The organism is Pantoea leporis, assembly GCF_028048155.1.
GTDB classification, from domain to species: Bacteria; Pseudomonadota; Gammaproteobacteria; order Enterobacterales; family Enterobacteriaceae; genus Pantoea; species Pantoea leporis.
On the sequence record NZ_JALMEU010000012.1, the window covers coordinates 1 to 23,280 of the forward strand.

A 23,280-nucleotide genomic window follows, 5' to 3' on the forward strand; every position below is an offset into this window, starting at 1 on the left:
TGTTACTGCGTTCATCGCCGAACGGAACCAGATGCCAACTTCCGCCAGAATGCGCTGCAGGAATTGCAAATCACTCTCCTGCCACTGGGTAATCAGCTCGCGCGCCGGGTATTCACGCGTCAGGCGGAAATCAAAATCCGGCCCTTCAAAACCGTGCTGGCGCAGCAGCTGCTCCGCCAGCTCCGGCGCGCTGAGGTTCTGGAATATCCGGCTCTCGCAGGTTAGCTTCATCAGCGCAAGGCGGGATTCGAGGATGATGCGGTAGTGCGTCTGGTCAGCGCTCTGGCTGAGCCACTCCATGCGGGTGATCACGCCGTGCACCACCTTGCCGCTGCGCATCGTCAGGCTGGCAAATTTGTTCAGCAGTTCGTCTTTTACCGGTAAATCAGTAGTGAATTCGATATCCCAGCGGAACGGCTCGCTCAGTGCCTCGCGGCCGCGAAAGCGCAGTAAGTCGGGACGCACAGCCGCGTTGTGAATATCAAGCTGATAAAGATTCTGCCCGCTGAAGCGGGATAGCCACTTTTCCATGTGCTTACTCCTTAACGGGCAGTAGAGTCAGCGTGCCTTCGCCCAGCTCAATTACGCGGGGATAATCCGGGTCCAGATCGTTGCGTGTAAGCAGTAAACGCCAGCGGTTATCGGTGAGATCCGGGCGATTAAACAGCGCCACCACCGCAACAAATTTCGCCTCGGCATGCATCGGCATATTGAGGCTGACGCTGCCCTGCGGCATCACCAGCAGCGATTTGGACTCCAGCAAATCTTCTTTCAACACCTTATCGCCATCGCGAAGCAGCGAAGGATAATCCGCGCTTTCCAGTGCCTTGCTGTCTTTCAACTGATAGACGCGCACCATGGTCGCCAGCGGGATTTGGTCGCCATCGGCGTTAGCCGCTTTGCGCGGCGTGAAATCGAGGTGCAGCACCTTAATTTTTTTGTAGAAGATCGATTTAGTGACATCGACGGCGCCATCGGTCACCGTTTGGGTCAGACCACATCCGGCCAGCAGTAAAAAGGCCGGGATCAGTAATACTCGCCATCCACGTAAAACTGGCATGATAATTCCTTTGTATGCAGATTATTCGAAACGGTAATGTCCGCTAGTGGCCGCTTCCCGGCCTGATGATTGCAACCCTTCATAACATCCCAGACTGACAGTGAGCGTTTGTTGCTGATTGCTCAGCGTGCCCTCTTTCAGCCCCAATACGCCGGTGCGTCCCAGACTGATGCGTTGTGACTTCGCCAGGCGTGGCTCCGGCAAAAGGGTTAACGGGATAGTGAGGCGCAATCGCGCGTCACTGCGGTAACCGAGATAAACACGCATCAGCACCAACAAATCGGTATGCAGATAACCGCCGGGCAGCCAGCCGCGCGCTTCCTGCTCACTGTGCGTAACGAGGGAAACCAGCACGCGGCTGCTTGCCTCCTGACCGGATTTTCCCAGCGTGGCACGCTGCGCCAGGCTAACGCGGTTGTTCCGGCCCAGGCCGCTACGTTCCGCGATCTGTACTTTGACCGGATCATGTTCGCTGATGGTGGCCTGCGTTCCCGGTGCCAGCAGATTCACCAATGCGCGGATGCCCTCGGCATTGCGTGTTGGCAAGCGCATGGTGCCAAGCAGCGCCAGAAAGCGTGAAACTGGCGTTGCCACATGCTGCGCGGTGCCCGGAATGCCCAATCCCACCAGCCCAAGCAGACACTGCGAAGTCTTATCCGCACCACCGGCTTCAAACGTTGCCGGATAGGCATGTTTACGCCAGATGCGGTAATACTGCGTGGTGATGCGGTGGCTGAAGATATCGAGAAACGCCGTCAGCGATTCATGCCCTTCACGCCGCTGCGCGATGTCATCGAGGTACGATCCCGGCAGCGGCGAATCGACGCCGTACATACCGAGAAAGGTGGTGCGGACCGACGGCGGCAGCGCTGGATTGTCGTCATCAAACTCAACCGCACGCAGTTCGCTAACTGGAAAGCCCATTCCCGGCCACGGACGAAAGCGCACCGGATCGTTAGCCGGATGGCAGGTTGAACCCAGCAAAGGCTTATCAGGATGTTCCTGCTCCAGCAACTGGCAGTAGCGATAGAAATTCACCCGCCAGATGTCGTCTTTCAGTTGTGCCGTCAGCCCGGTATGTGCTGGCTGTGATTCTCTCGCCATTGCAGTCGTTTCCCTGTTGGTTGCAGCACCAGCGTCAGCTGATTGAAAAGATGGATATCCGCGTAGAGCGAGAAGAAACGGTGCAGCATTTCACCAAACAGGTTCACATCGCCCTCGCCGCTGAAGTTATCCGCATTCAGCGTGATTTCGATGTCCACGCCGCGCAGCATAAAGCCGCGTTCGAAGCGGCGGATCAGGCTGTGCTTCACCGCCACAATCGCTTCGAGGCGACGACGGTTCATTTCGTTGTCGGTCCAGTCGTAAAGCGCCAGTGTGCCGCGCAGCACTTCCGGGTTATCCATCATGCTAAGAAAGTTGGAGCCGAGATGACTCATCACCCGCCAGTGGAAACGGTCTGCCGCAGGTGGATAAAGTGGCAATGTCGGCGCAGTCAGATTCATCACGGAGACCGGCACTTTGCCCGCTTTCACTACGCGATCCAGCAGCGTACTTTCCAGCGCCTTGCGCGGCAGTTGACCGTTGGTGCCGGTGATGCGAATCGATAGTGACTCAGGTTTTTCTGCCAGCTTATCGAGTTCGAATGAGCGACCGCCGAGAATAATCCAGGTATCGTGCATGCCCGATGCGCCACGCTTCACGCGCGTGTGGAAATAGCGTTCCGGCGCATCGTGGCGCATCATGCCGCCGCGATGACGGAAACTGGTGAACGGCACGTATTGGCTTTTGCCATTTTTCATCGCGCCGTGAATATCATCCACGCTGTAAATTTCGGTATGACCATCCTGCAAACGCAGCGGGCGCAGCAGATATTCGGTTTCCAGCGGATTTAGCGTCAGCGGATCGGCTTCCAGGCTGAACAGGTTAATCACCGGCGCGCAGTGCAGCTGGAAATTCTCGGTCTCGAACGGCAAATCCGCCGACCAGGTTTCACTCAGCACAATGTCGATTTCAAACCAGGTGCTGTCGGCGTCCAAACCAATGCCTTCGAGCCCGCGCAGTTCCAGAAACATAAACTTCTGACGAAAGCTGAAGTATTCCAGCAGCAACTGATAACCACTGAAGGCACTTTCGCCTTTCGGCCATAGACGATCAGCATCGTCGAAACCCATCGGCTTGCACCAGCCATCAAACGCATTGCGCTCCGTATGCGTACCCGCGTGGCGGGCATACATCGCGTGCACCTTGCGCGTAAGCGCCAGATGCAGCGCCGAGGCAACCGGGCTGTCGGCATTCAGATAAACAGAGACTTTATCCATGCCTACTTTGCTCCAATCGACTTTTGCCGGGCAGTCAAAACGCAGGCGAATGGTTGAGCGTCCGTTAGTTTCGGTGTGCAGTCGCGCATCGGCCAGGTTTAGCGGCTGCAAGGTCAAATCTCGCGTGGTGCGATACTGACAGGCGGTTTTATGCTGCCCAACCGGTCGGGATAACACGGCGAATTCCGCAGGCAAAACTTCCGCCTGGCGCAGCGTTTGCCACTGCGGATTAAACGCCACCACCGAGAGCGACGGAATGGTGCGCATATAGTGCGGCCAGAGCAGGCTGACTAAGCCTTCGGTCAGTTCCGGCAGATCGTCATCGAGCTTTTCACGCATGCGCCCCATCAGAAACGCAAAGCCTTCAAACAGGCGTTCAACGTAAGGATCGCGCGCGCCGTGTTTGTCGAGGTTGAGCATTGCTGCGCGGTCGGGATGGGCGCGGGCAAACTCTTTGCCGGCTTCGCGCAAATAGCGCATCTCCGCTTCGTAATAGCGCAGGGTTAAATCATCCATGTAGGGATTCCTGGAAAGTCATATTCATTTGCAGTGAATTGCAGCACGCACAATCGTAGCGGCGCGATTTATCGCGTTCAGTTGATTTTAAAAGGTCAACACAACGTAATAAATTGCGCCGCTACGGGAACGTGCGGTGATTAGTTACAAAGCACAAAGGCTCTGGAGGGATCGATTTGAATCATCGCGGCAATCAGCTTGTCCATTTCTGGCGTGAGGCGCGTTTTGTCGGTTTCGCTGCGCGATGACTTCATGCGCAGCAAGCGCAGGCGACGGGAATAAACTTCAAACATCAACGCAGGCTCCCACTCAATCACCGTCATTTGCGGTGCGCTGTCGCTGAGTTCACCCAGCAGATGCAGCGCCATTTCATTGCGGCCAAACTGCTCGGCGATACGCGCCATTACCAGCCGCATCAACCAGCGACTGCGCGCGGAAGTTGTTCCCGGTCGGGTTTGCAGCCAAGCCAGCGCGACTTCCGGGCCTTCGCTATCGCCCTTGGTCATCGCTTCCGCTTCCAGCGCCAGCACGTCATCCGCATCGCTGCTAACCATCACCGCCGCGTCTTCACCAAGTCCGCTGTTGTTGCCCTTCACCTTCTCATTGATCCAGTTCAGCGTGACTTCGTCGGCATACGGTGTGCCATCATCCCAGGCCAGCGTTTCCAGCCCTTTGAGGCGATCAAGTAGCAGCGCCAGATCCGATACCACATAATCCGCATACTGCTCCCACGGCGCACCGGCGCGGGATAATCCCTGCCACAGATACCACTGCACATCGAGGCTAAAGTGATTAACGCCCTCACAGAACATCTGTGATGCGTACTCCACCAGTTCGATCCAGTTTTGTTGCAGGTAAAGCCGTTTGAGCTGGGCGCGGTATTCCGCTTTCGGCGGCGGCAAACGCGTGCAACTGTTAGCATTCATTGGCGGGATGACATCCACTGTGTCCCAGCGGAGGGTTTTCATCAGACGATGCGAGGCGAGCCAGCCCGCCGATTGTTCGCTGAGCCACGCGGAAAGTAACTTGCCCTGATCCAGCAAATCGCGTCCGGATTTCACCGCTGACAGCGTCAAACCAGCCGACTGCGAGGTTGTGCTGGCGCTACTGCTGTTTTGCGGCAGCATCGCATCGCTGCCGCCGGAACCGTCCAGCCGCTGTTGCAGTGCCGTGCACAGGCCAGCCAGCGCAGGACGCTCATTTTCCGGCCATAGCTGCGTCAGTTCAGACAGTTTCACCAGCGCGCCAGCGATCAGGCTGGCGTCTTCCGGCACCACTTCCGGCCAGCGCGCCAGCACATTCAATACCTTCTCGCTGTTCAGCCATTCAAATGCTGCCTTGCGCGCGTTGGCGCGCTGGGGATGCAACTTATCGCCAAATCGTTCCACCATCGCGCACAACAGCAGCAAGCCTTCAGCCAACCCTTTTTCACCGTCATTGACTAAGCGGGCGAGGATGTACCAGGTGATGACGCGGATATCTTTGACGTTTTCACACAGCAGCGTTTCCGCTATCTGGCACAAAAGATCGGCATCCATCCCGGAGAGCTTATTGATTTCGTCGCGCATCGCCTGGAAATCATCTTCATAGGCCGGATCGTCACCGGTTGGATTGCTCTCACTGAGCGGTGCTAACCAGTTTTGCCACAGCGCCATTCCCGCGCTGATATTGCTGGCAGAAGTGGCTCCGGCGCTGGCCTGCAATCGTTGTTCTGGTGTCATTGTTTTTCCCTGTCATGTCGACTGTTATTCATCGAGCGGTGCGGCGTCTTCCGGCACTACCGCGTCATTAATGGCGTTAGCGTCCACGTCGAAAATATTTTCTGGCAGGCTAAATCCGCGCAGCTTCAGTAACGCCAGCGGCCCTTCGCCCAGCTCACTGCGCAGAATGAACTTCAGCGCTTTGCCGTCTGAAGTGTTCCACGTTAGCTGGCTGCGGCTGCTATCCAGCGGCGTTTTCTGCGCTTTCTCCAGCAAGCGGATCCAGCCCCAATTGCCCTGATTGTTTTGATACAGCTGCATGCCGCTGCTGGTGACCGTCTGCCACGTCAGATTCGCGCCGGGGTAGTAGGTTTCTCCCGGCCAGCGGAAGCTCTGCCAGCCTTCCATCTGATTGAAGTAATCCAGTTTCTGCTCATCAATGGTCATCTGTACGCGAGCGATGTCTTGTGAAGGCCGCGCCATTAATTCGAAACGTAAACCGGCATCGCCCTGCGAAAAGGCAATGTCGGCAATCGATGAGAGCTGATTGATCGCCGCAATAAAGGCCGGATCAACCTGCATACCCTGACTGGCGGAAGGATCAACCACCCAGCGATTACCTTCCTGATGCAGAATGCCGCCGAGATTAGTTTTCAGGAAGGTCGCAATACGACCGGAATCGGCACGTACAAAGTTCGCCAGCAGCGGGATCGCCGCATCGCTGCCAGTGGCTTTAAACGGATAGCGTCCGGCAAAGGCGGTGTTCCACTGCTGCACAATGGTCGACTGCCAGCGCGCATTCAGACTGCCCGCTGCCGGAGCCAGCACCTGCCGCCACGCCAGATCCAGCGGCTGCACAAACAGGGCCTGACCAAAGCCGCTCCACTCCTGACCCAGACTGGCAGCGACTAAACTGCCATAGTCGCGCGTATCGGTAAGATCGATGGATTTGCCCTGAAACACGGTTTGCGCCAGCATCTGCGCCATCGCTTGTGGATCTGGCGCGCTGGTGACCTGTTGCAGCTTAAGTCGAACCTGCGTCACACGCGCCAGCCACGACTGAAAGCTGAGATTACCGTTGCTGCCAGTGCCGTCTTTGCCTTCCATCAGGCTGGCAAGTGGGCCGAACACGCCATCCAGCGGGCCTTTCGGACCTTGTGCTTGTGAGATCAACTGTTTAGGTTTCTTCTCGCGGCTTACCAGCTGTTTGGCTGAATCCACCAGCGTATCGGCCAAGGCTTCAGACTTCTGACCGGTTTTTCCCTGCCAGGCCAGCGTGTTCATCAGCGCCACCAGCGGCGACTGACGCACATCAGCCAGCTGATTTAACTGGCCGATCGCTTCAGAAAGTGACGTCGCGTCCTGCCACTGAATGCTGTTCACCATGTTCAGCCAGACGTTGCCGAAGTCGGTGAAGTAACGTTCGGTAAGGCGCTCTTTCAGCGCTTCCGGCGAGGTTTCGCTGCCCGGCTGATGCACTTTGTCAGTCAGCACCCAGTCAATTTCATCGCGACGTGCGCTAACCACATCATCAATCGCCTGCTTAACCTGCTCTTCCCACGCCTGGCGCGTGAACATGCCAGGCACCACTTCGTCGGTGAAGAACAGCGTTGAGGCGTCGGTATCGCCGGTCATGTCCGCCAGCGATAAATCCGGCCAGTTACGCGACACGCGTTTAAGCATCGCCTGATACAGCCCGGATTCAGCATTACGCTGACCAATTTGCTTCAGCAGAATCTGACGCACGGTGCTGGTCAGCTGACTGTCGGGTTTGATTTTCCATTCAGGACGCTGCGGAACGTTCTGCGCCCAGAATCCCAGCAGTTTGGGTGCCAGCGTCTGCCATGTGGCTTTCTGCACACCTTCGCGCTGCGGCCACAGTTGCGCGGTGTTTTTCGCCAGCCACTCCTCATCAGCTTTATCCGGGCGCGCCAGCATCAGATAGCCTTTCAACAGATCGTAAGTGTGCTGGGTGCCATTGAGTCGTTCGATGCTGGCAGGGGGAAGACGGACAAAATCGTCAAGCTGCGCTTTCAGCGTTTGTGCTGCCACATCACGCATCAACGCATTGTTAACGTGGGCATACAGCGGCCACAGCGAAGTCAGCGTGTCGGCATCCTGATTGAGACCGAACCGGGTATACCACGGCGCGCCGGTTTTCTGGCGATGTTGTAGCCGGGCAATCGCCTGCTGCAATGCCATCTGGTGCTGCAAGCGATCGGTCAGCGGTGCTCGCGTATCGGCCGCCACGCGCGCGATTTCCTGCGCCTGATAAATCTGCGTGCGGTTCACTGCCAGCGACAACAGCGTTCCGGCGAACCACAAGCCCAACACGGTAAACAGCGCGAAACGGGCAATGCGCATCCAGTCAGTGGAAAGCTTGCGTGGCCGCACGGCAGCACAGCTTTCCGCGAATGTGTTCCAAAGGTTGGCTGCGCTGAGAATATGCGGATGATGATCTTTCACAACGCGCTGTGGCGTAAACATCACCCCGCTCAGACGATAATTTGCCGGGCTTTTTTTCAGTGTGCTGATGGCGTTGTTGAGATCTTTACCTTGCTTGTGCTGCAAGCGCTCAGCGAGATCGAGATGCCAGTCATTGCGCGTGTCTTCCAGCGATAACAGGGTTCCATGACTACGCAGGCGCGGGATCAGTTCTTCAATCAGCAAAGTGGCACTGTTAGCATCCGCATCCGGCCCAAACATTGCGGCAACTGGATTTTCAGCATCGATATGCTGCGGCCAATGCGTTGGCTGATGCAGCCACAACCAAACAGGTGCCTGCCAGCCGAGCAAACTGTCGGCTTTGTGCCGATTGCGGGCCATCACATCACACTCGTTTTGCCCCGGTAGCGCATCGCCGTTGACTATTGCCAGGATGCCATCGAGCGGACGACGAGAGCGCAGCTGTTTCAGCTCGGCGAGCAGTGCGATATCAGGTTCTGACTGCGCATCGCCGCCGTAGACCAGCACAAAGCCTTCGCCTTCCTGCCAGATATCACTGGTGAGCGCGGGAACAGAAGCCTCAACATCAGCTTTACCGCCCTGCACCAGAATGATATTGACCTTGCGCTGCCAGCGGCGGCCAAAGCGAAAACGCAGATGCTCTGCCAGCGTGGACGCGCTGAAGGCTTTTTGCGTAAGTGCATCAGGCGCATCGACGGAGTCATTTGCACCAGCAGCACGCTGCTTATTCTTCTCCATTCCCGCCTGCACGCCGGTTTTACCTGAACGGCGAAACAGACTTTCTACCGTCCAGCCAATCAGCAGCACCAACACCATGGCAACCGCCGCCCAGGTGAGGATGCGCAGACCGGTAACGGGTGAAATAGAAGTCGCCGCTTCTACCGCTTCAGGAAAAGCCCAGAGCAGAAACGAGATGATGATAATCAGTAAGATGGCCCCGGCGACGCACGGGCCAATAATGGTTTTATTTTCTGCTTCAGACATTCCCTGTTAATCCTTTCTCTTCCTGCTCTTTTCTTACCACCATGACCCAGATCTCTTCGCTCTCTGGCGCTGACTGACAGGCAATAGCCTGCGCTTCTCCAGCTTCAAGAGCCGATTGCGCCAGCGCGATCATCAGCCAGGACGCAGAGATATGGGTGTAACCAATAACGGAGTCAGGCACTGTGAGATCATCCGTCATGCTGAATGTGACTTTGCAGATATCGCAGGCATTGCTCCACGCCGCGCCCTGCGTTACGGCCTCACCGGTGATCCATGCACCGTTGAGGTTCAACGCTTTCAGGTCTGCCCACAGCACTGCGCGCTGCAGTGTTTTATCCAGCCCAGCAAATGAACCCTTTTCGGGACGGTGCAGGCGCGCAGCATCCGGATAATGGTGCGAAGGCCGATTCGCTAATACCAGGGCGGTAAAAGCATCGGCGCCGCCATTCTGCGGTGATTCGGGCAGATGCACGGATATCGCCACCAATATGGCTGGCGTATCCAACGTACGATCCAGCCAGTTATCTAACCCGGCCATACCGTTTTGCGTGATGCGGTTGAATGGGCGATCAGACTGCTCATTGAGTTGCTGAAGAATCAGTGTTTCAGTCTGAGCCGCTTCAGCGCTGTCACAATCAATTAATAACCAGCAGGAGAGATCTTCACGCAGCGGCGCGATCACATCGGCGATGCGTCTGGTCAGACGTTCAATCGCTTGCTGTGCAGCGAACTCACGATTGGGCAGCGCAGCATATTGAATGGCCGCCAGTTTGCCGGTTGGCACGAAACGCTCGACCACCGGAAATGCGGTTTTGATGGCATCGACAATGTTGGTTGCATGCTGCCCGGCGCGAATTTCAATCCCGGCATCCAGAATCCAGGCTGGAAGCTGGCCGCGCTGAGTTTCTTGTCTTATTAATTGTTCGCGCTCGATATCCCACGATTGCGCACCAACCTGATGTGCCTTATAAGCCACGCGGCGCAGGCTAAATATCAGTCCCCACAGGCAAAGCGGCAAGCCGATAGCCGAACACCAGAAGATGAGGCCCGCCCGGTCTCCATGCCAGAACCAGGCAACGATTGCCGCACCAATGAGCAGAACAACCGCCAGAAATATCAACCAGCGGCGCGTGTCAGGACGTTTCACTTTTGCCGCTTTTTCAGGAATGGTATCCAGCCAGACGGGCATACTTAGCCTACCTTAGCCGCTGCAAACGAACTGATCAGCGTGCAGCCGCAAGCGCATTTGTGGCCGTGGAAAGCGACAGGAATATCGTGATCAAGATAATCAGGATGGCCTTCAATTATGGTGGTCGGGCCGTGCCCCTCTTTTGGGCAGGAAACCTGGTCACCTTTGCGGGCAACGCCGATACCGCCAACCAGCATGGTTTCAGAGCCGGTCAGAACCTGACCGCCGTGCGTGGTTTTATCGCCTTTGCGGATAAATGGGAGCATATTAATTTATCTTTTAATTAAGCTACAAATTAAAACTGGATAGCCTTTTAAAATATGCTATCCAGTTAATATTAATTATCCGCGATCACCACCGAGGAAATTAATGCGCTCTTCCGTCATACCAATTTGGCATGAATAAGTAGCAATTTTCGCTTTCAAATCGCCTTGTTCGGATTGAGCTTCACTCAAATTTCCACATTTTTGCGCTTTGAGCTTAACCCACTCCTGTTGAGAAGCCTTCATAGATGTACGCAGAGAAACAGGTAAAGATTTCCAAATATCATTGAGTTCCCGATCGCTATCAGCATATGAGTACCTCATATTATTAAGTTTATTCTTTAGATCATCAGATAAGATATTATCATGATTTACTGATAGCCATGCCGTGTTATAAACAGCCTCAGGCATTCTATTCATATCACCCACGATGATATCCTTTTTATTATCTGCCAACTTTATTTGATATGAATAGTTTTTCCAGACCAATGCACCATTCAGTAAAGAAGCGCCGCCAACTTTAAGCAAAGAAAATTGCTGAGGCAATTCTTGCGAAAGATTTAGAGAGGCCTCAGGAACTTTAACTGAGATAGTGGATGTGCAGTTTACGAATGAACTTGATTTTTGATCTGATGTGCTGGTGTTGCTGAAACTGATTTGAAGGCCATCTATCTCTTTCTGATATTCTTCGACAGGTTTATTGTAGAAACTTGTACGTCCTGATGAGATATACTTTGACTGTAATATTTCACTCGCGCTTTCTTTAATGCTTTTTTGTACAGCCTGAAGAACATCTTCCCTGCCGCATTTAAAATCATCAGATGAACTAAAGAACCCGGCATGGGCATTTAATGATACAACGGTTAGAACTAGTGCGCTACATGCATGCTGCATTTTCATATATATTTCCTTATGTGTGATATTACTTGAATAGAAAAGCCTTACGATCAATAATTCAGAGTTATAACCAACTAAATCGATCAATTAATTTTATTTAATGCGAACCATTTTTCATCATCCCAAGGGAATAATGAGCTTTTTATTAAAAGGATGGTGCCTGTATTTTGCTTTGCGATGAATTGTGGTGGCTGTGTATCACACTCCATTTCAGAGCCTTCCCCAGAGAGCCAAGTTAATTTAATCTCATTATTATCTTTCTCAGTTTGGTACAAACCATCGCAAGTAAATGGAGCATGCCATGACGTAATAGAAACTTTTACTTCCCCCTCTGGCAAGAAGTTTAGAACCCATGTTATTGAAGCATTTTTACCATCGATTAGCTCATCTCCTTGTTGGGTATAAGTATATTTACCTATAATATTTTCATAAGAAGATGACTGTTTATTCTCAGCTAAAGATTGGAATGAAGCAGTAAACAACATCAACAGCAGTAATAACGACCTTAACATTATTCATATACCTCATTAGAACAAGTATCGGTAACTTTATAACCATACGAATAATAAATATGCTCATTCGAATTAGAAGAGTAAACATGGTCACATTCAGAACCATGGCAACTATTAATTTCGAGCTTTTCGTTCCCCATGGTCAATACCCCCTGTTCTTGTCATATTAAAAATCAACAACAGACTAGTTTCTTTTATTACAGAGAAAGATCATTCCAACTAAAGAGCCTAAATCACATAAAAGAGTAGGACTTACGCTAAATTCACGGGGATATTTTTTGGAAATAAAACATCAAGCGTTCACTATATCTTCAATTTGGTGAGCGTTCGAAAAATTATAAATGACATTCAAATCTTTATTTTTATAAGGATGAAAAAAATCAGACTAAAATAGAAAGATGACATCCCAGAAGTACGCAAGCCACTTCACATCAATTAACATCCATTATCATCGTGTAAAAGAAAATTAATTCCACCATGCTGGATTTTTTGTGAATGTAAAAATCTTCCTATTTAGCACATCCCTGCATGAATCATACTGAAGTCTAAACAATAGAAATCAAAGACAGATAAAAAAAATAAAAAGCCTTCATATCAATTGATTTTCAGCAGGTGTTTATCTCTATAAGACCAAATATCCACATCCCCCATTTTATTATTTTTAGCCGAATCAACTTGTGGAATTCTTATAGTAAAGCTGGAAGGTCCACTGCTTATGGTTGGATATTTACCACCACAAAAATCTATTTTGCCAATTAGTTTATAACCAGCTTCATTATCATTTATAATTACGTGCAGTGGTCCGCCGTCACATGCATTACCTAACGGTTGTTCTATGTAAACAAAAAATTCAACATCAGAATCATATAAATAAGAATAAGATATGAGCAATGGTTTGCGCGAACCGTAGCAGTCAAAATTATCAATGACATCACTTCCAACCTTAATACTACAGGTGTTACTATCTGCAAAACTCTCAATTTGCGGAAAATCATCAGCAAATGCAACATTACTATTTAAACAAAACAGAATAGTTGAGAATGACATAATCATAATAAAATTCAAAAACATAACATTACCCCTCATACATAAAACCTTTCTTATAAAAAACCTCAATATTTTTCACAATCTCTTTCTTTGTTATTTCCCCATCTTTATTTCGGTCATGAAAGAGATTTACTTTATATGCACTTTGACCTTCCGCGTAAACCACATCCGAATCTTTAAGCAACATAGCTGAAGGTGTGAAAATTGATAAATACACATCACCAAGAGACCATTTATTAGTGGGGTAATTAAAATTACTAGCCTGAGTTTCAAAATATTTTTTTACATAATCCATTTGTTCAACATGAGTCATGGCAGCTAACCTAGTTGTAGTAGTTCCTAAGTCTTTCGCAGTTGCAGACATGAACTGAATTAATCCTGTAGCTGTTGAATTAGGATTTTTGGTAGAAGTATTGAACTTCTCTCCTGTTTCTAATGCCATACAAGCCATAATGTAGTTAGGATCTATTGATAAATCTTTGCCAACTTCAATTACTTTTGACTTAAATTCGTTAGCTACATCTCTTCCGAATAGCTCTTCAACTCTCCTGACCCATATAAGCTTCTCCCTTTGTTGTAATGCGTGTAAAAACATTACTGGATGCATATGCCATAAAGAAGGCCCTAGTTTAACATCAGTCAAATCCTGCATCCATGACATCTTATCCAAAAAATTTTCGCTATACTTAGCCCAATCAGGAGCATTTTTTTTCAAAGGAGTAATAAAAGATTGCCAAATAGTATCATCTTTTTTGTGATACCAGTCACTTGGGTGCTTGACTATGGTTTTTTCAATGACATCTTTATAAAATGGATTATGAATAGCATTCAAGTATTCCTGTGGAGAATACCTACCATTGCCACTATCAATTTTAATCAACAGTCTATTATAGTTATGCGATACAAGTTCATGATTTTTTCGATTATCATTTTTAGATATTTCGAATAGGGACTCAAATACACCTCGAACAAATCCCTTAGGCTGATTTTTACCATCAAGATGATCAAAACTTGATGGATTCTCAACATAAGTTGTGAATCCAAGTTCACTAAGATCATACTGGGATAATAATTTAACCCCTTTTGAATCTTCAGAAATATATCCACCAGTTGAATTATCAAACCAGAACTTCTTTTTAGTTACTTTATCAACTTTAGATTTAAATTTAATCAGACTGGATATAACTGTTGACGTTGTTACTCTTCCATTACTCGTAAAAGTTCCATCTGAATCATTCAGATTAAATAATTCAACATCCTTATAATATTTCAGATAATGCGGCGAATCTATACCTACTTTCTCCGGATTCGTTAGAAAGCTTTCCAAGTTGCCATCCGTGCTAATGCATTCAATATGCACTTGATAACGAGAGTTATAGCCTCCTTCTTTTGCTGCTTGGAAGTAACCTAAATGACCAATCGGATCCCCAGCTCTAATGCTAAGAGGTTCGTTCAGAGTTATAACCTCATCGAATTTCATCATCTGTTTAGAGGGAGCAGATAGTTTTCGCCACCATACAGGACGTGGGACCTCTGTATCAGAAGGAACAATGTTATTGTTATCAACTAGCATCCAATACTGGCATCCAACTAATTTTAATTTGCTTTCTTTACTCGCATCCCCAGCTACAGATTTAATAGTAACAAGGCCATACTCCCTGTTTTTATAGGCCATTGTATGTAAATTGGAATCCAAGGAATCCCATTCAACTAATGAACCTTTTGGCAATGTTCCGTCTCTATAACTTTGGCTATGCTGTTGATTATTGGTACTAGCCGTTAATACCCATTCAGGTCGATATAGCGATAGTCGGTCTGTGGACTTCCATAAATTCTTTTTTCCCGAACTCTGATAAGCACTATAAGGAGCCAAATGCATATATAGAGTGTAAAATTTCAACCCACTTTTTTTTGTTTCTCCGAGTTGTATGTAATGCCGCACCAGTACAAATGATCCTGAGAAACTTAGCGGCATTCCTTGCCACGGAATGCCTAAATAATCATGGCATATCCTATAAGCAACAATTTCACCATCTGCCATACATCGAACAAATTGCTCTCCTTTATATGGTATTTGAAAATTAATTTTCTCTGAGGCTGCTTTTCCAGTTAGTGCACACCAAGGTGTTGTAGCATTTGTAATATGGATGCCCCCATGCCACATGCCATTGCGGCCGATCATGTACTTCCCTGTTGATTCATTGTCCAAATGTGATGTTATATCTTCGATACTTCTGAATTCACTTCCGCTTTTTTGAGATACCGGAAAGCATATTTTTATGAGTTTGTTATTATTTTCCTCAACGTTCTGGAGTTGTTCATTTTTTCGTTCGAACCTATACAATTTAAATGCTGGCTTTATATTTCTATACTGCTGACCGGGATAAAATCCCCTGAGTTGAATAAATTCCGATACCCAATTCACTCCATTAAACAATGCAATATGACCATGTGGATGCCCCTGTATTGGTTGAATAACGACAACATCACCGGCCACCTGCCCTACCACGGTTCCAGTGTCAATCGGTCCCCGAATAAACAAATATAGGCTTAAAGCCGACGGCCTCAAGAGATGGGCCATAATCACAGGCTGAAGCAGAACTTCCGAACCTTGGCGCAGGGATGCGAATAGTTACCCCACCTGCCTCAATTGCCCTTCTTACATATGCCGCACATTTACCAAGACTTTTTGGTTCAGCTTTTTCATTGATAAAATTAACAGATGATTGAGTATTCCACATAGTTTAGCCTCTAGTATTCCGTCACTTTTCTTATTTTCCAGTTGCCATCAACTAAACTAACGATTACTCTTAATTGCATTATCGGATCTGGCTTCATCCCTAATGAAACTTTGTAACTCTCACTATCTTCATACTTTGCAACAAGGGAAACTGAAACATGCTTTGACCATGAAGGATAAAAATCTTGGCTCTTAGTAAAGTAATCAACATCTGTTTCAATCCATATTCCATTCCAATTACAAGAGACATTATCCCCCTTCGTTTTGCACTCTCGTTTTTCTGAGCACATCTTTTCTTTATTATTCAAAGGACTAACATCATCAGAATCATAATTACAACTGGAAGAATAATTTATGCTTCGTAGCAAATCTTTAGATATATACTTTTTAAGTAACGCATCAACACCTTCACTAACCAAGTATTTTTCATAAAAACATTTTACTTTTTCCGAGTGAAAATCACTTGAAATTATTGGTTCTATTTTTGTTTGGCCGTTAATATAATCATTATCTGCTGCATTAACAGAAAAACCCATCAATACAAAAATAACGACCAAGCTCTTTGTTATTCCCTTCATGCTCGAAGCTCCATGTTAGCTTTATTCACCCCTAACTTCAGATAAAAATTGTTGATGATAATTTTATAGTGCCTGGCAATTACTCATTGAAAGGTTTGCTGGTAATTTCGTTTAATATTTCAATCTCACTTAAACGAAAACCAGGTGCATCATAAGGCAAATCCGCCCCGCCCGCCGGTATCAGATACTGCGCCACGTTCATAATCATCGGCCCCTGCGAGCCGTGCTCGACGCCTTCGCCGCTCAGCTTCAGATACGAGCCGCCGCCGTTCAGCGTCAGCGTTTTCGGCGTGCTGATGACGATTTCATCTTCCGTGCTGGTCACCGTGATTTGCTGCGCGGCGTTGAACGTCATCGCGTTGTGCTGCGCCTGCATCAGCACCTCGCCCTGATTGGCAATCATCGTCATCGCGCCGGTGTGGGCGAACAGGCCGAGCGCCTTTTCGGCGGCCAGCGACAGGTTTTTCATCGCGCCGGCGTCAAGATTGTTGCCCGCGTTCAGCAGGGTGTTCTGGCTGCTGGTCAGCTGCAGGTGCTCGCCCGAGGTCAGCGCCACGCCGAGCGGCGCGCTGGCCAGCATCGCGGCGGACTGCAGATTCTTCAGCCTGTCCGACAGCAGGTTCGCCTGCGCGTTAATGTCTCCGGTCAGCGCGCCAGCGGTTTCGGCGGCGTTAGTGAGTGCCGCCATCTGGTTGTTAGCGTTTGATATCTGACCGACCGCCGCCGACATCTCCAGCACCTCGCCCTGCGCCTGCTGCTGGCCGTGTGAGCTCAGAAACAGGCCGCGCGCGGCGCGCACTGCGCCAAATTCATCGGTGCGCAGCTCAAAGCCGGTGCCGCGCTGTTTGCGCTGCGCGTCCACCAGATGCCCCATGTTGAGCTGGCTTTTGCCGTACTCGGTCGCCAGCTTGATGTGCTCCTGCTGGCGCAGGTCTTCCATGCGCAGCTTGTTGTTCGCCGGCGTGCGCAGCACGTTGCGGCTGTGGTTGTCGCGCGTAACGTGGTCGGGATGTTCGGAGTCGTGCTGCGCGTGGGCGATGTACGGACGGTCCGGGTCGCCGCCGTCGAAGGCTATCGACACTTCGGTGCCGTCCAGCAGCGGCGCGTGCCAGCCGTAGTCCGCGCCCGCGTAAGGTTTTGCCATGCGCACCAGCAGGTAGCCGTAGCCCGCCTCGCGGTCGCTGCGGTCAAAGTCCAGCTTCACGCGGTAGCGCCCGCTGCTGTCCAGCCACGCGTAGGTGTCGTTCTTTTCGATGCTTTCCACGCGCGCGGGCAGCGTGCCGGCAATCACCGGACGGCGCAACGGCGCCGGACGCCAGCAGACGGTTTCGCTGTACGCCATACCGTCAAACGCCAGCATGAAGCTGCTGCTGCGCGAGCCGTGGCTGCGCACGCGGGTAATCAGCACGCCGTCCTGCAGTCCGTCCGGCAGCGCGCTGTGGCTTTCCAGCACTTGGCCCGGCTTCCGCTGCGCGCGGTTGGTGGTGCTGTTGGTAATAAGCACCCACGGTAAATAATGATATTTCTACTTTTTTTATTTTTCCAAAGAATCAGCCATGATCCATGCAACAAGAGGCACACCCTTTGAATTAATATAGCCAATATTAATCCAATTATTGTCTTTGGAAGTTTGTATAACTTTTACCTTATCACCAGTAACAAGATAAGCACTTGTTTTGCTATTATCGTCTGGAGATAAAAACAAATATGATTTCTTAGAAATTTTTTTCTCAGACTTTATACCCCTTACATAATTTAAAATATACTCATTTACTATTGATTTAGACTCTTTATTCTTTCTAACTAACTCTTGATAAGTATTGATGTTGTCATTATCAGGAGCATCACAACGCAAATACCTTTTTACTGTTAATTTATTAAGTGATGCGAGATTGTCTTTAACATTTTTAATTGTTGGTCGAAGTGACTTGAAATCAAAGGTGTCTGTTCCTTGGGAGTTTTCCAGTACATCTTCATTTTTTTTCCAATCATAACCACATGCATCACCTTCCCAATCGCTTACATAACAACCGTTTTTCATGTCTACAATGCTACAATGAGCCTTGTCAACATATTCTTTTTCTTCTCCTTCATCACTTATGTATCCTCCAGAGATACTATTTAAAATCAAGTACCTTCCCGATGGAGAAACTTTAGTTGAGCCATCTTCCGTAAAATAGCGATCTTTGATGCCAAGGTCTATAACATAGCCATTCCCATTAAAAGATAATGCCCGCCAAGCATCAAAGTAATAATTAGCTCCGTTTATCTTTTCTGAAAATATCACGCTAGTTCCGAGTGGCGACTTAATAGTAACGTCACTTAAGGCAGATGTTGGAATGGAAAAATAAAATATATAAGTCATATTTAGATAATGATAACCTTTCATAGCCCATCCTATAGTGAATTAAATCTCGCGATTTAATCAGTTATTTTACCGGCAAACTTATATTCATCGATGCAATAGCTGTAGCCATTACCCCCCTATTTAAGCCAGCAACTCCAGGTAGTTATGCTAATTAAGTGTGTAGCTTGGACGTGTATTCTATTTAGCAGACTACAGCTATTTCACCTTTAAGGTTGAGGTATTTGTTAATTTCATTTTACCAAAATTTCCTTTATAAAAAGCAGACACTATGCATATAGAATTGACAACATCACTGGCAGTGGTGAACTGAAAAATGAGAATCAAAGACACTCCCTCGCAGTATCTATTACCTCAATAAGAAAAATCTATAAAAAAGGTTTTTTATAACCCTTGATACTATATTTTTCTTTAACCATCCTTTAATTAAAAATGATCATTAAAAACCTAAAAACACTCGATTATTGATTAACTATTACATAGTTTCTTTCTCTTTTTGAATACTTCAGCTCACTTACTACATCCCCTTTAATACTGTAACAATTTAAAAATGAGCCCCCATTATCCTTTTCTAAATTCTGATAGATAGCTGTCATGTAAAAACCAAAATCACACTTATCAGACTGAGGGTTAATAGTTTGGATTACCTTACCATTTTTCTTTTCAATCACATTGATTTTATTAATAATCAGTTCGCCTTTTTGGGCTTTATAGACACCAAAGAAAGAGTAACCAGCATCACTTCCCCAAAAAGGAATTATTAGTGATTCACCGGTAAGGACTCCATTAACCCATGAATTAGTAGCTGTCAATTTAACATCGTATTCCTTACCATTGCTAGACCAACTACCATTAAGATTATTATCACTAACCAACAATTTGAACTCACATTTCTCTGGATTAAACATTACCCCATTTACAATATAGTCTTCATAATCCTTAACCCCATGAACTTCACAGATTGTAAGCTCATCATTTAACTTCTTACCAAAGAGAGCTATAGGCGTCATTTTCTTATTATAAAAATAACTACCTTTAATGTTCACTCCAGAACCAAAATTATATTTCTGAATCGATAGCTCAATTGGATACACTCCTACAAATCCTTTATAGTTTTGCACTTCATACCAATCATTTCTTGCAAGAACATTAAAAGATAAAATAGTACTAATGAAGAAAACAAATAACCTCATAATCAAACTCAAAAATTAAGAAGCAGAAGACTTATCTTTCCTGAAGTTATCAAAATTATGTCCACACCTGTTATAATCATCAGTGCAAAGAATGTTTTACGCTAATTTAATCAAGTTAAAAAACACATCAAATAAAATAAGCAAACTCAACTGACACCTTAAAAAATAAAAAACGGACAATAAATTACTGAGATAATAATCATTTCTCTTTTAAATACCCCCATACATCACTTGCTTTTTTGAAAGCATACTTTACGGTTTTCCCATCAACTAAGCCATCCTGTCCTTCATCGAAGTATGAAGTAACCAGTTCATTTTTCTTTATATTTCCGTCTATGAAATCATATGCGTAAACACTATAGTATTTACCAACGGTGTTAATACCATCAAGATTGTAAATCCAACTAACTATAATGAATAAATTGCTTTTGAATTTACCTTTCCCCCAAAAAACAGACTCGACATTTGCCACACTCCCATCAAAGGAAAAAACATCAAATATGAAATTCTTATCAGAAAAACATCTATCAGGCATAAATGAAGCGTTAACATCCGGATGTTCATCAGTTATTGACTTATAAAAATAGATTGAACTTCCTTCTTTGAAACGTTCTGATTTAAATGCATCGATTAATTCATAGCCATTTGACTTTAAACTAGACTGCAATTTAACATCATCACACGCAATAACACTCCATGAAAAAAACAAAAAAAACAGAGCTATAATTTTAGCTTTCATTTAACACACCTCGTAATTTTCTTCTTTAAATAATCCAATGCATTCTTTTGAATAACACCCCTTTTTGCCATATCTAATCTTGCTGTATTAACTTTATATGTTAATGCGCTAAGATTATCCGAATCTGCAAGGGTGTTAATTTTTGCAAACTTAGACCAAAACCAACAAGCTGAGTCAACTGCAAGCGAAGGCGAGCTCTCTAGTAATTTAGGGTTTGATACAACATCATTTCCACTATAATCTTTATAACTCTTATAAGTACCTTCATGAGTCAGATGTATCAAACCGCGCCCTCGATAATCCATTCCATCGAAATCACTTGGGAATAATGTTTTGGCCAGTTCATCTTCATTTCTTACAAGATGATCTTTGGTATATTGTTTTCTTTGCGCCTCAGTATAACTCGGGAATCGTTTGGATAATCCCAAATTCAATTGGGTATAATATATTTTCCACAACCTATCTCCATCCTTATAATAAAACCCTTCTCTGAGCTTTGTAAGCATCTGAGTTTCCACTCCAATTTGCCCTAAGAAGTGAGAAATCCTTAAGCAATTATCAATTTCATATTTAGCAAAAGAGGTTGTCATGAGTGGAGCATATAGTTCAGCTTGTTCAGTACTAATACCAAAACAATGAATAAGCAACTCTGGACTTATCTCTATACCGCTCTGGCAAGTGGAGCAAGAAATGCTGCCCGATGTTTTTTGTGTAAGTGAATCGATTAAAACTATTGGATGCATATGCCATGGCTCAGGTCCCATTCCCGTCACCTGCTTCATCCACGTCACTTTCTCAATAAATGTTTCCAGATAGGTTTTCCACTTCGAGTGCTCACCCGTCAGTGTATCCAGATAGGTTTTCCACATCGGGTCATCTTTACCGTAATACCACTCGCTGGGATGTTTAGCGATGATGCGCTGTAAGCGATCACGGTAGGACACGTTATTTAGCGCCTGCAAATATTCATCGATGGAATAGGTGCCGTCATTATTACTGTCTATCTTCGCCAGCAGGCGCTGGTAGTTATACTGATTGAGCGCATAGCCTGGACGATTATCCGCTTTTGCTGCTGCCTCCAGTTGTTGCAAAATTTCTTTCACTATATTGTCAGGTTGTAACTTGCCATCAATCAGGTCAAAACTGGCTGATGACTTATTCAGCACCGCAAAACCCCGTTCAGCCAGCGCATATTGTGAAATCAGCTGCGCGTCTGCCGACGCGATCCAGCCGCCTTCCTGACGGATCTGGTAATATTTCGGCTGGTCACCTTCTTTTACTACCGGCACTTTTGCCAGCGTCACGATGCCATCGGATTTGGTCTGGCGCTCGCTTGCAGTAATCTGTCCAGCTTCATTTTTATCGAACAGCTTTAGTCCGGGTTTAAATTTCAGAAACGCTGGCTTGTCTGTCCCCACATTTTCTGGATTGCCAATAAACTTAGCCACGTCATCCATGCTCAGGCACTCAATGTGCACCTGATAGCGCGACCTCTTGCCGTTGTCTGTTGGCAGTTCATAAAAGCCCAGATGCCCGATGCTGTCACCCGCGCTGATGGAAATAGCCGTTGCCGGCTTTACCACGCCATCAAACGTTGGTTGCGCGCCGGATGCGGTAGGTGTTGATGGCGTCTGATAGTCCGCATCAGACACAACCCATACGCGGTCACCTTTCTTAAGCTTGCCCACGTCTTTACCCAGCGTTGCCAGGCTGAAGGTATTCAGCGCGCCGGACGGCTCTGGCGGGTTTATCCCCGGTTTCATAATCGCGCGCGTTGTCTGCTGCGCAGCATTATCCGGTTCGTAGCTCAGCGGAAATCCTTCCGTTAGTTCCCCTGGCGAAATGCCTTTCTGAACGTCATCGCTGCTCAGATAATATTTCACGCCCGTGCGTAGCACGGCGCTGATCTGGACACCGGACTGAGCCCCGTAAGCCGGAGCACATTTTACCCACCAGGATGGCTTTGGCGCACTGGCGCTGGAGGCCAATGAACCGCGATCCGAAACGGTCCAGATCTTTGTGCCTGCGGCTAACATTGTGCCCGCTGCGTTCTTTGTCTCAGCAACAAGCGTCACTTCGGTAAACTGCCTATTGTCCGACGCACGGCTGATAATATTGTCGCTCAGCGTGACAAGTATTCCGGCTGAAAGCATCCCGGCAGAATTTGCCGGTTTCGCCGTCACATCCTCCGCGCTCATGTAGAATTTCTGTGCTTTCACTACCTTGCGCGTCAGCTCACCACCCGATTGTGCATAGGCGCTGAACGGCGCGAGATTCATATACAGCGTATAAAACGTCAGGCCACTTGCCGCTGTTTCACCCAGCTGAATGTAATGCTTCACCAACACAAACGAGTTCGACATATGCAGCTGGGCGTTATTCCAGCTGATGGCTGCGCTGTCGTAGTCTTTGCATACCCGGTACGCCACAATCTCGCCGTCCGCCATGCAGCGGACAAACTGTTCACCTTTGTAGGGCTGATTGTTATAGAACGCCTTTTCCGCTTCGCTGTTTGTGCTCAGGGCACACCACGGAATGGTCTCTTCCGTGATGTGAATCCCGCCGTGCCACATGCCCTGGCGGCCGACAAGAAATTGCCCGGAGCTTTCGCTACCGAGCTTCGCCAGCAACTCCTCAGCGGAGCCGAAGGCCTGCCCGCTTTTGTTTGCGGGCACCGGAAAACTGAACTTTGGTAATACTGCTGGCATAA

The 23,280-nt window shown here is 47.8% G+C and carries 17 protein-coding genes and 1 pseudogene; all 18 read right to left on the reverse strand.

The window, feature by feature from the left end:
• Window positions 1-531 (reverse strand): contractile injection system protein, VgrG/Pvc8 family (locus MWH02_RS21235; protein WP_271461403.1); only part of this gene is annotated, 531 nt, incomplete at its 3' end.
• A 4-nt stretch (window positions 532-535) separates the two neighbouring features.
• Window positions 536-1,060, reverse strand: coding sequence for a type VI secretion system lipoprotein TssJ (gene tssJ, locus MWH02_RS21240; RefSeq protein WP_271461404.1), 525 nt, complete (start codon window positions 1,058-1,060; stop codon window positions 536-538).
• A gap of 21 nt (window positions 1,061-1,081) precedes the next feature.
• Window positions 1,082-2,164: a type VI secretion system baseplate subunit TssG gene (gene tssG, locus MWH02_RS21245; protein ID WP_271461405.1), complete on the reverse strand. Its 1,083-nt coding sequence runs from the start codon at window positions 2,162-2,164 to the stop codon at window positions 1,082-1,084.
• Complete coding sequence (gene tssF, locus MWH02_RS21250; protein WP_271461406.1) at window positions 2,128-3,897, reverse strand: type VI secretion system baseplate subunit TssF; 1,770 nt, start codon at window positions 3,895-3,897, stop codon at window positions 2,128-2,130. Before tssF ends, tssG begins: the two co-directional genes overlap by 37 nt.
• A gap of 140 nt (window positions 3,898-4,037) precedes the next feature.
• Entirely contained in the window at window positions 4,038-5,618 is a 1,581-nt protein-coding gene (tssA, locus tag MWH02_RS21255) for a type VI secretion system protein TssA (RefSeq protein ID WP_271461407.1), read from the reverse strand.
• A gap of 24 nt (window positions 5,619-5,642) precedes the next feature.
• A complete protein-coding gene (locus MWH02_RS21260; protein WP_271461408.1) occupies window positions 5,643-9,047 on the reverse strand; it encodes an ImcF-related family protein in 3,405 nt (1,134 codons plus the stop codon).
• Window positions 9,040-10,236, reverse strand: a complete 1,197-nt coding sequence (locus MWH02_RS21265) for a KPHS_23130 family T6SS system protein (RefSeq protein WP_271461409.1) — start codon at window positions 10,234-10,236, stop codon at window positions 9,040-9,042. The genes MWH02_RS21260 and MWH02_RS21265 overlap by 8 nt, the downstream gene beginning before the upstream one ends.
• A gap of 2 nt (window positions 10,237-10,238) precedes the next feature.
• Entirely contained in the window at window positions 10,239-10,502 is a 264-nt protein-coding gene (locus MWH02_RS21270) for a PAAR domain-containing protein (protein WP_222233594.1), read from the reverse strand.
• A 75-nt stretch (window positions 10,503-10,577) separates the two neighbouring features.
• Entirely contained in the window at window positions 10,578-11,399 is an 822-nt protein-coding gene (locus tag MWH02_RS21275) for a lysozyme inhibitor LprI family protein (RefSeq protein ID WP_271461410.1), read from the reverse strand.
• An 80-nt stretch (window positions 11,400-11,479) separates the two neighbouring features.
• Window positions 11,480-11,908: a hypothetical protein gene (locus MWH02_RS21280; protein WP_222233596.1), complete on the reverse strand. Its 429-nt coding sequence runs from the start codon at window positions 11,906-11,908 to the stop codon at window positions 11,480-11,482.
• Window positions 11,909-12,502: 594 nt separating this feature from the next.
• Complete coding sequence (locus MWH02_RS21285) at window positions 12,503-12,979, reverse strand: hypothetical protein (RefSeq protein ID WP_271461411.1); 477 nt, start codon at window positions 12,977-12,979, stop codon at window positions 12,503-12,505.
• Window positions 12,980-12,983: 4 nt separating this feature from the next.
• Complete coding sequence (locus MWH02_RS21290; RefSeq protein WP_271461412.1) at window positions 12,984-15,464, reverse strand: lysozyme family protein; 2,481 nt, start codon at window positions 15,462-15,464, stop codon at window positions 12,984-12,986.
• A 242-nt stretch (window positions 15,465-15,706) separates the two neighbouring features.
• A complete protein-coding gene (locus MWH02_RS21295) occupies window positions 15,707-16,273 on the reverse strand; it encodes a YqhG/Tai3 family protein (RefSeq protein WP_271461413.1) in 567 nt (188 codons plus the stop codon).
• A gap of 79 nt (window positions 16,274-16,352) precedes the next feature.
• A pseudogene (locus MWH02_RS21300) lies at window positions 16,353-17,735 on the reverse strand (DUF2345 domain-containing protein); the annotation flags it as partial.
• Window positions 17,736-17,807: 72 nt separating this feature from the next.
• Window positions 17,808-18,662: a hypothetical protein gene (locus tag MWH02_RS21305; RefSeq protein WP_271461414.1), complete on the reverse strand. Its 855-nt coding sequence runs from the start codon at window positions 18,660-18,662 to the stop codon at window positions 17,808-17,810.
• 437 nt (window positions 18,663-19,099) lie between these two features.
• Window positions 19,100-19,831 carry a hypothetical protein gene (locus MWH02_RS21310; protein WP_271461415.1) on the reverse strand — a complete coding sequence of 244 codons (732 nt, stop codon included), beginning with the start codon at window positions 19,829-19,831 and terminating at the stop codon, window positions 19,100-19,102.
• 199 nt (window positions 19,832-20,030) lie between these two features.
• On the reverse strand, window positions 20,031-20,570 hold the full coding sequence (locus tag MWH02_RS21315) for a hypothetical protein (protein WP_271461416.1): 540 nt from the start codon (window positions 20,568-20,570) through the stop codon (window positions 20,031-20,033).
• Complete coding sequence (locus tag MWH02_RS21320; protein ID WP_271461417.1) at window positions 20,567-23,278, reverse strand: glycoside hydrolase family 19 protein; 2,712 nt, start codon at window positions 23,276-23,278, stop codon at window positions 20,567-20,569. The genes MWH02_RS21315 and MWH02_RS21320 overlap by 4 nt, the downstream gene beginning before the upstream one ends.
• Window positions 23,279-23,280 lie beyond the last annotated feature (2 nt).

Excerpts from the sequence above, each read along its gene's own strand:
- tssJ (WP_271461404.1), bottom strand. The coding sequence starts at position 1,060 with ATGCCAGTTTTACGTGGATGGCGAGTATTACTGATCCCGGCCTTTTTA.
- tssG (WP_271461405.1), bottom strand. The coding sequence starts at position 2,164 with ATGGCGAGAGAATCACAGCCAGCACATACCGGGCTGACGGCACAACTG.
- tssF (WP_271461406.1), bottom strand. The coding sequence starts at position 3,897 with ATGGATGATTTAACCCTGCGCTATTACGAAGCGGAGATGCGCTATTTG.
- tssA (WP_271461407.1), bottom strand. The coding sequence starts at position 5,618 with ATGACACCAGAACAACGATTGCAGGCCAGCGCCGGAGCCACTTCTGCC.
- MWH02_RS21260 (WP_271461408.1), bottom strand. The coding sequence starts at position 9,047 with ATGTCTGAAGCAGAAAATAAAACCATTATTGGCCCGTGCGTCGCCGGG.
- MWH02_RS21265 (WP_271461409.1), bottom strand. The coding sequence starts at position 10,236 with ATGCCCGTCTGGCTGGATACCATTCCTGAAAAAGCGGCAAAAGTGAAA.
- MWH02_RS21270 (WP_222233594.1), bottom strand. The coding sequence starts at position 10,502 with ATGCTCCCATTTATCCGCAAAGGCGATAAAACCACGCACGGCGGTCAG.
- MWH02_RS21275 (WP_271461410.1), bottom strand. The coding sequence starts at position 11,399 with ATGAAAATGCAGCATGCATGTAGCGCACTAGTTCTAACCGTTGTATCA.
- MWH02_RS21280 (WP_222233596.1), bottom strand. The coding sequence starts at position 11,908 with ATGTTAAGGTCGTTATTACTGCTGTTGATGTTGTTTACTGCTTCATTC.
- MWH02_RS21285 (WP_271461411.1), bottom strand. The coding sequence starts at position 12,979 with ATGTTTTTGAATTTTATTATGATTATGTCATTCTCAACTATTCTGTTT.
- MWH02_RS21295 (WP_271461413.1), bottom strand. The coding sequence starts at position 16,273 with ATGAAGGGAATAACAAAGAGCTTGGTCGTTATTTTTGTATTGATGGGT.
- MWH02_RS21305 (WP_271461414.1), bottom strand. The coding sequence starts at position 18,662 with ATGAAAGGTTATCATTATCTAAATATGACTTATATATTTTATTTTTCC.
- MWH02_RS21310 (WP_271461415.1), bottom strand. The coding sequence starts at position 19,831 with ATGAGGTTATTTGTTTTCTTCATTAGTACTATTTTATCTTTTAATGTT.
- MWH02_RS21315 (WP_271461416.1), bottom strand. The coding sequence starts at position 20,570 with ATGAAAGCTAAAATTATAGCTCTGTTTTTTTTGTTTTTTTCATGGAGT.
- MWH02_RS21320 (WP_271461417.1), bottom strand. The coding sequence starts at position 23,278 with ATGCCAGCAGTATTACCAAAGTTCAGTTTTCCGGTGCCCGCAAACAAA.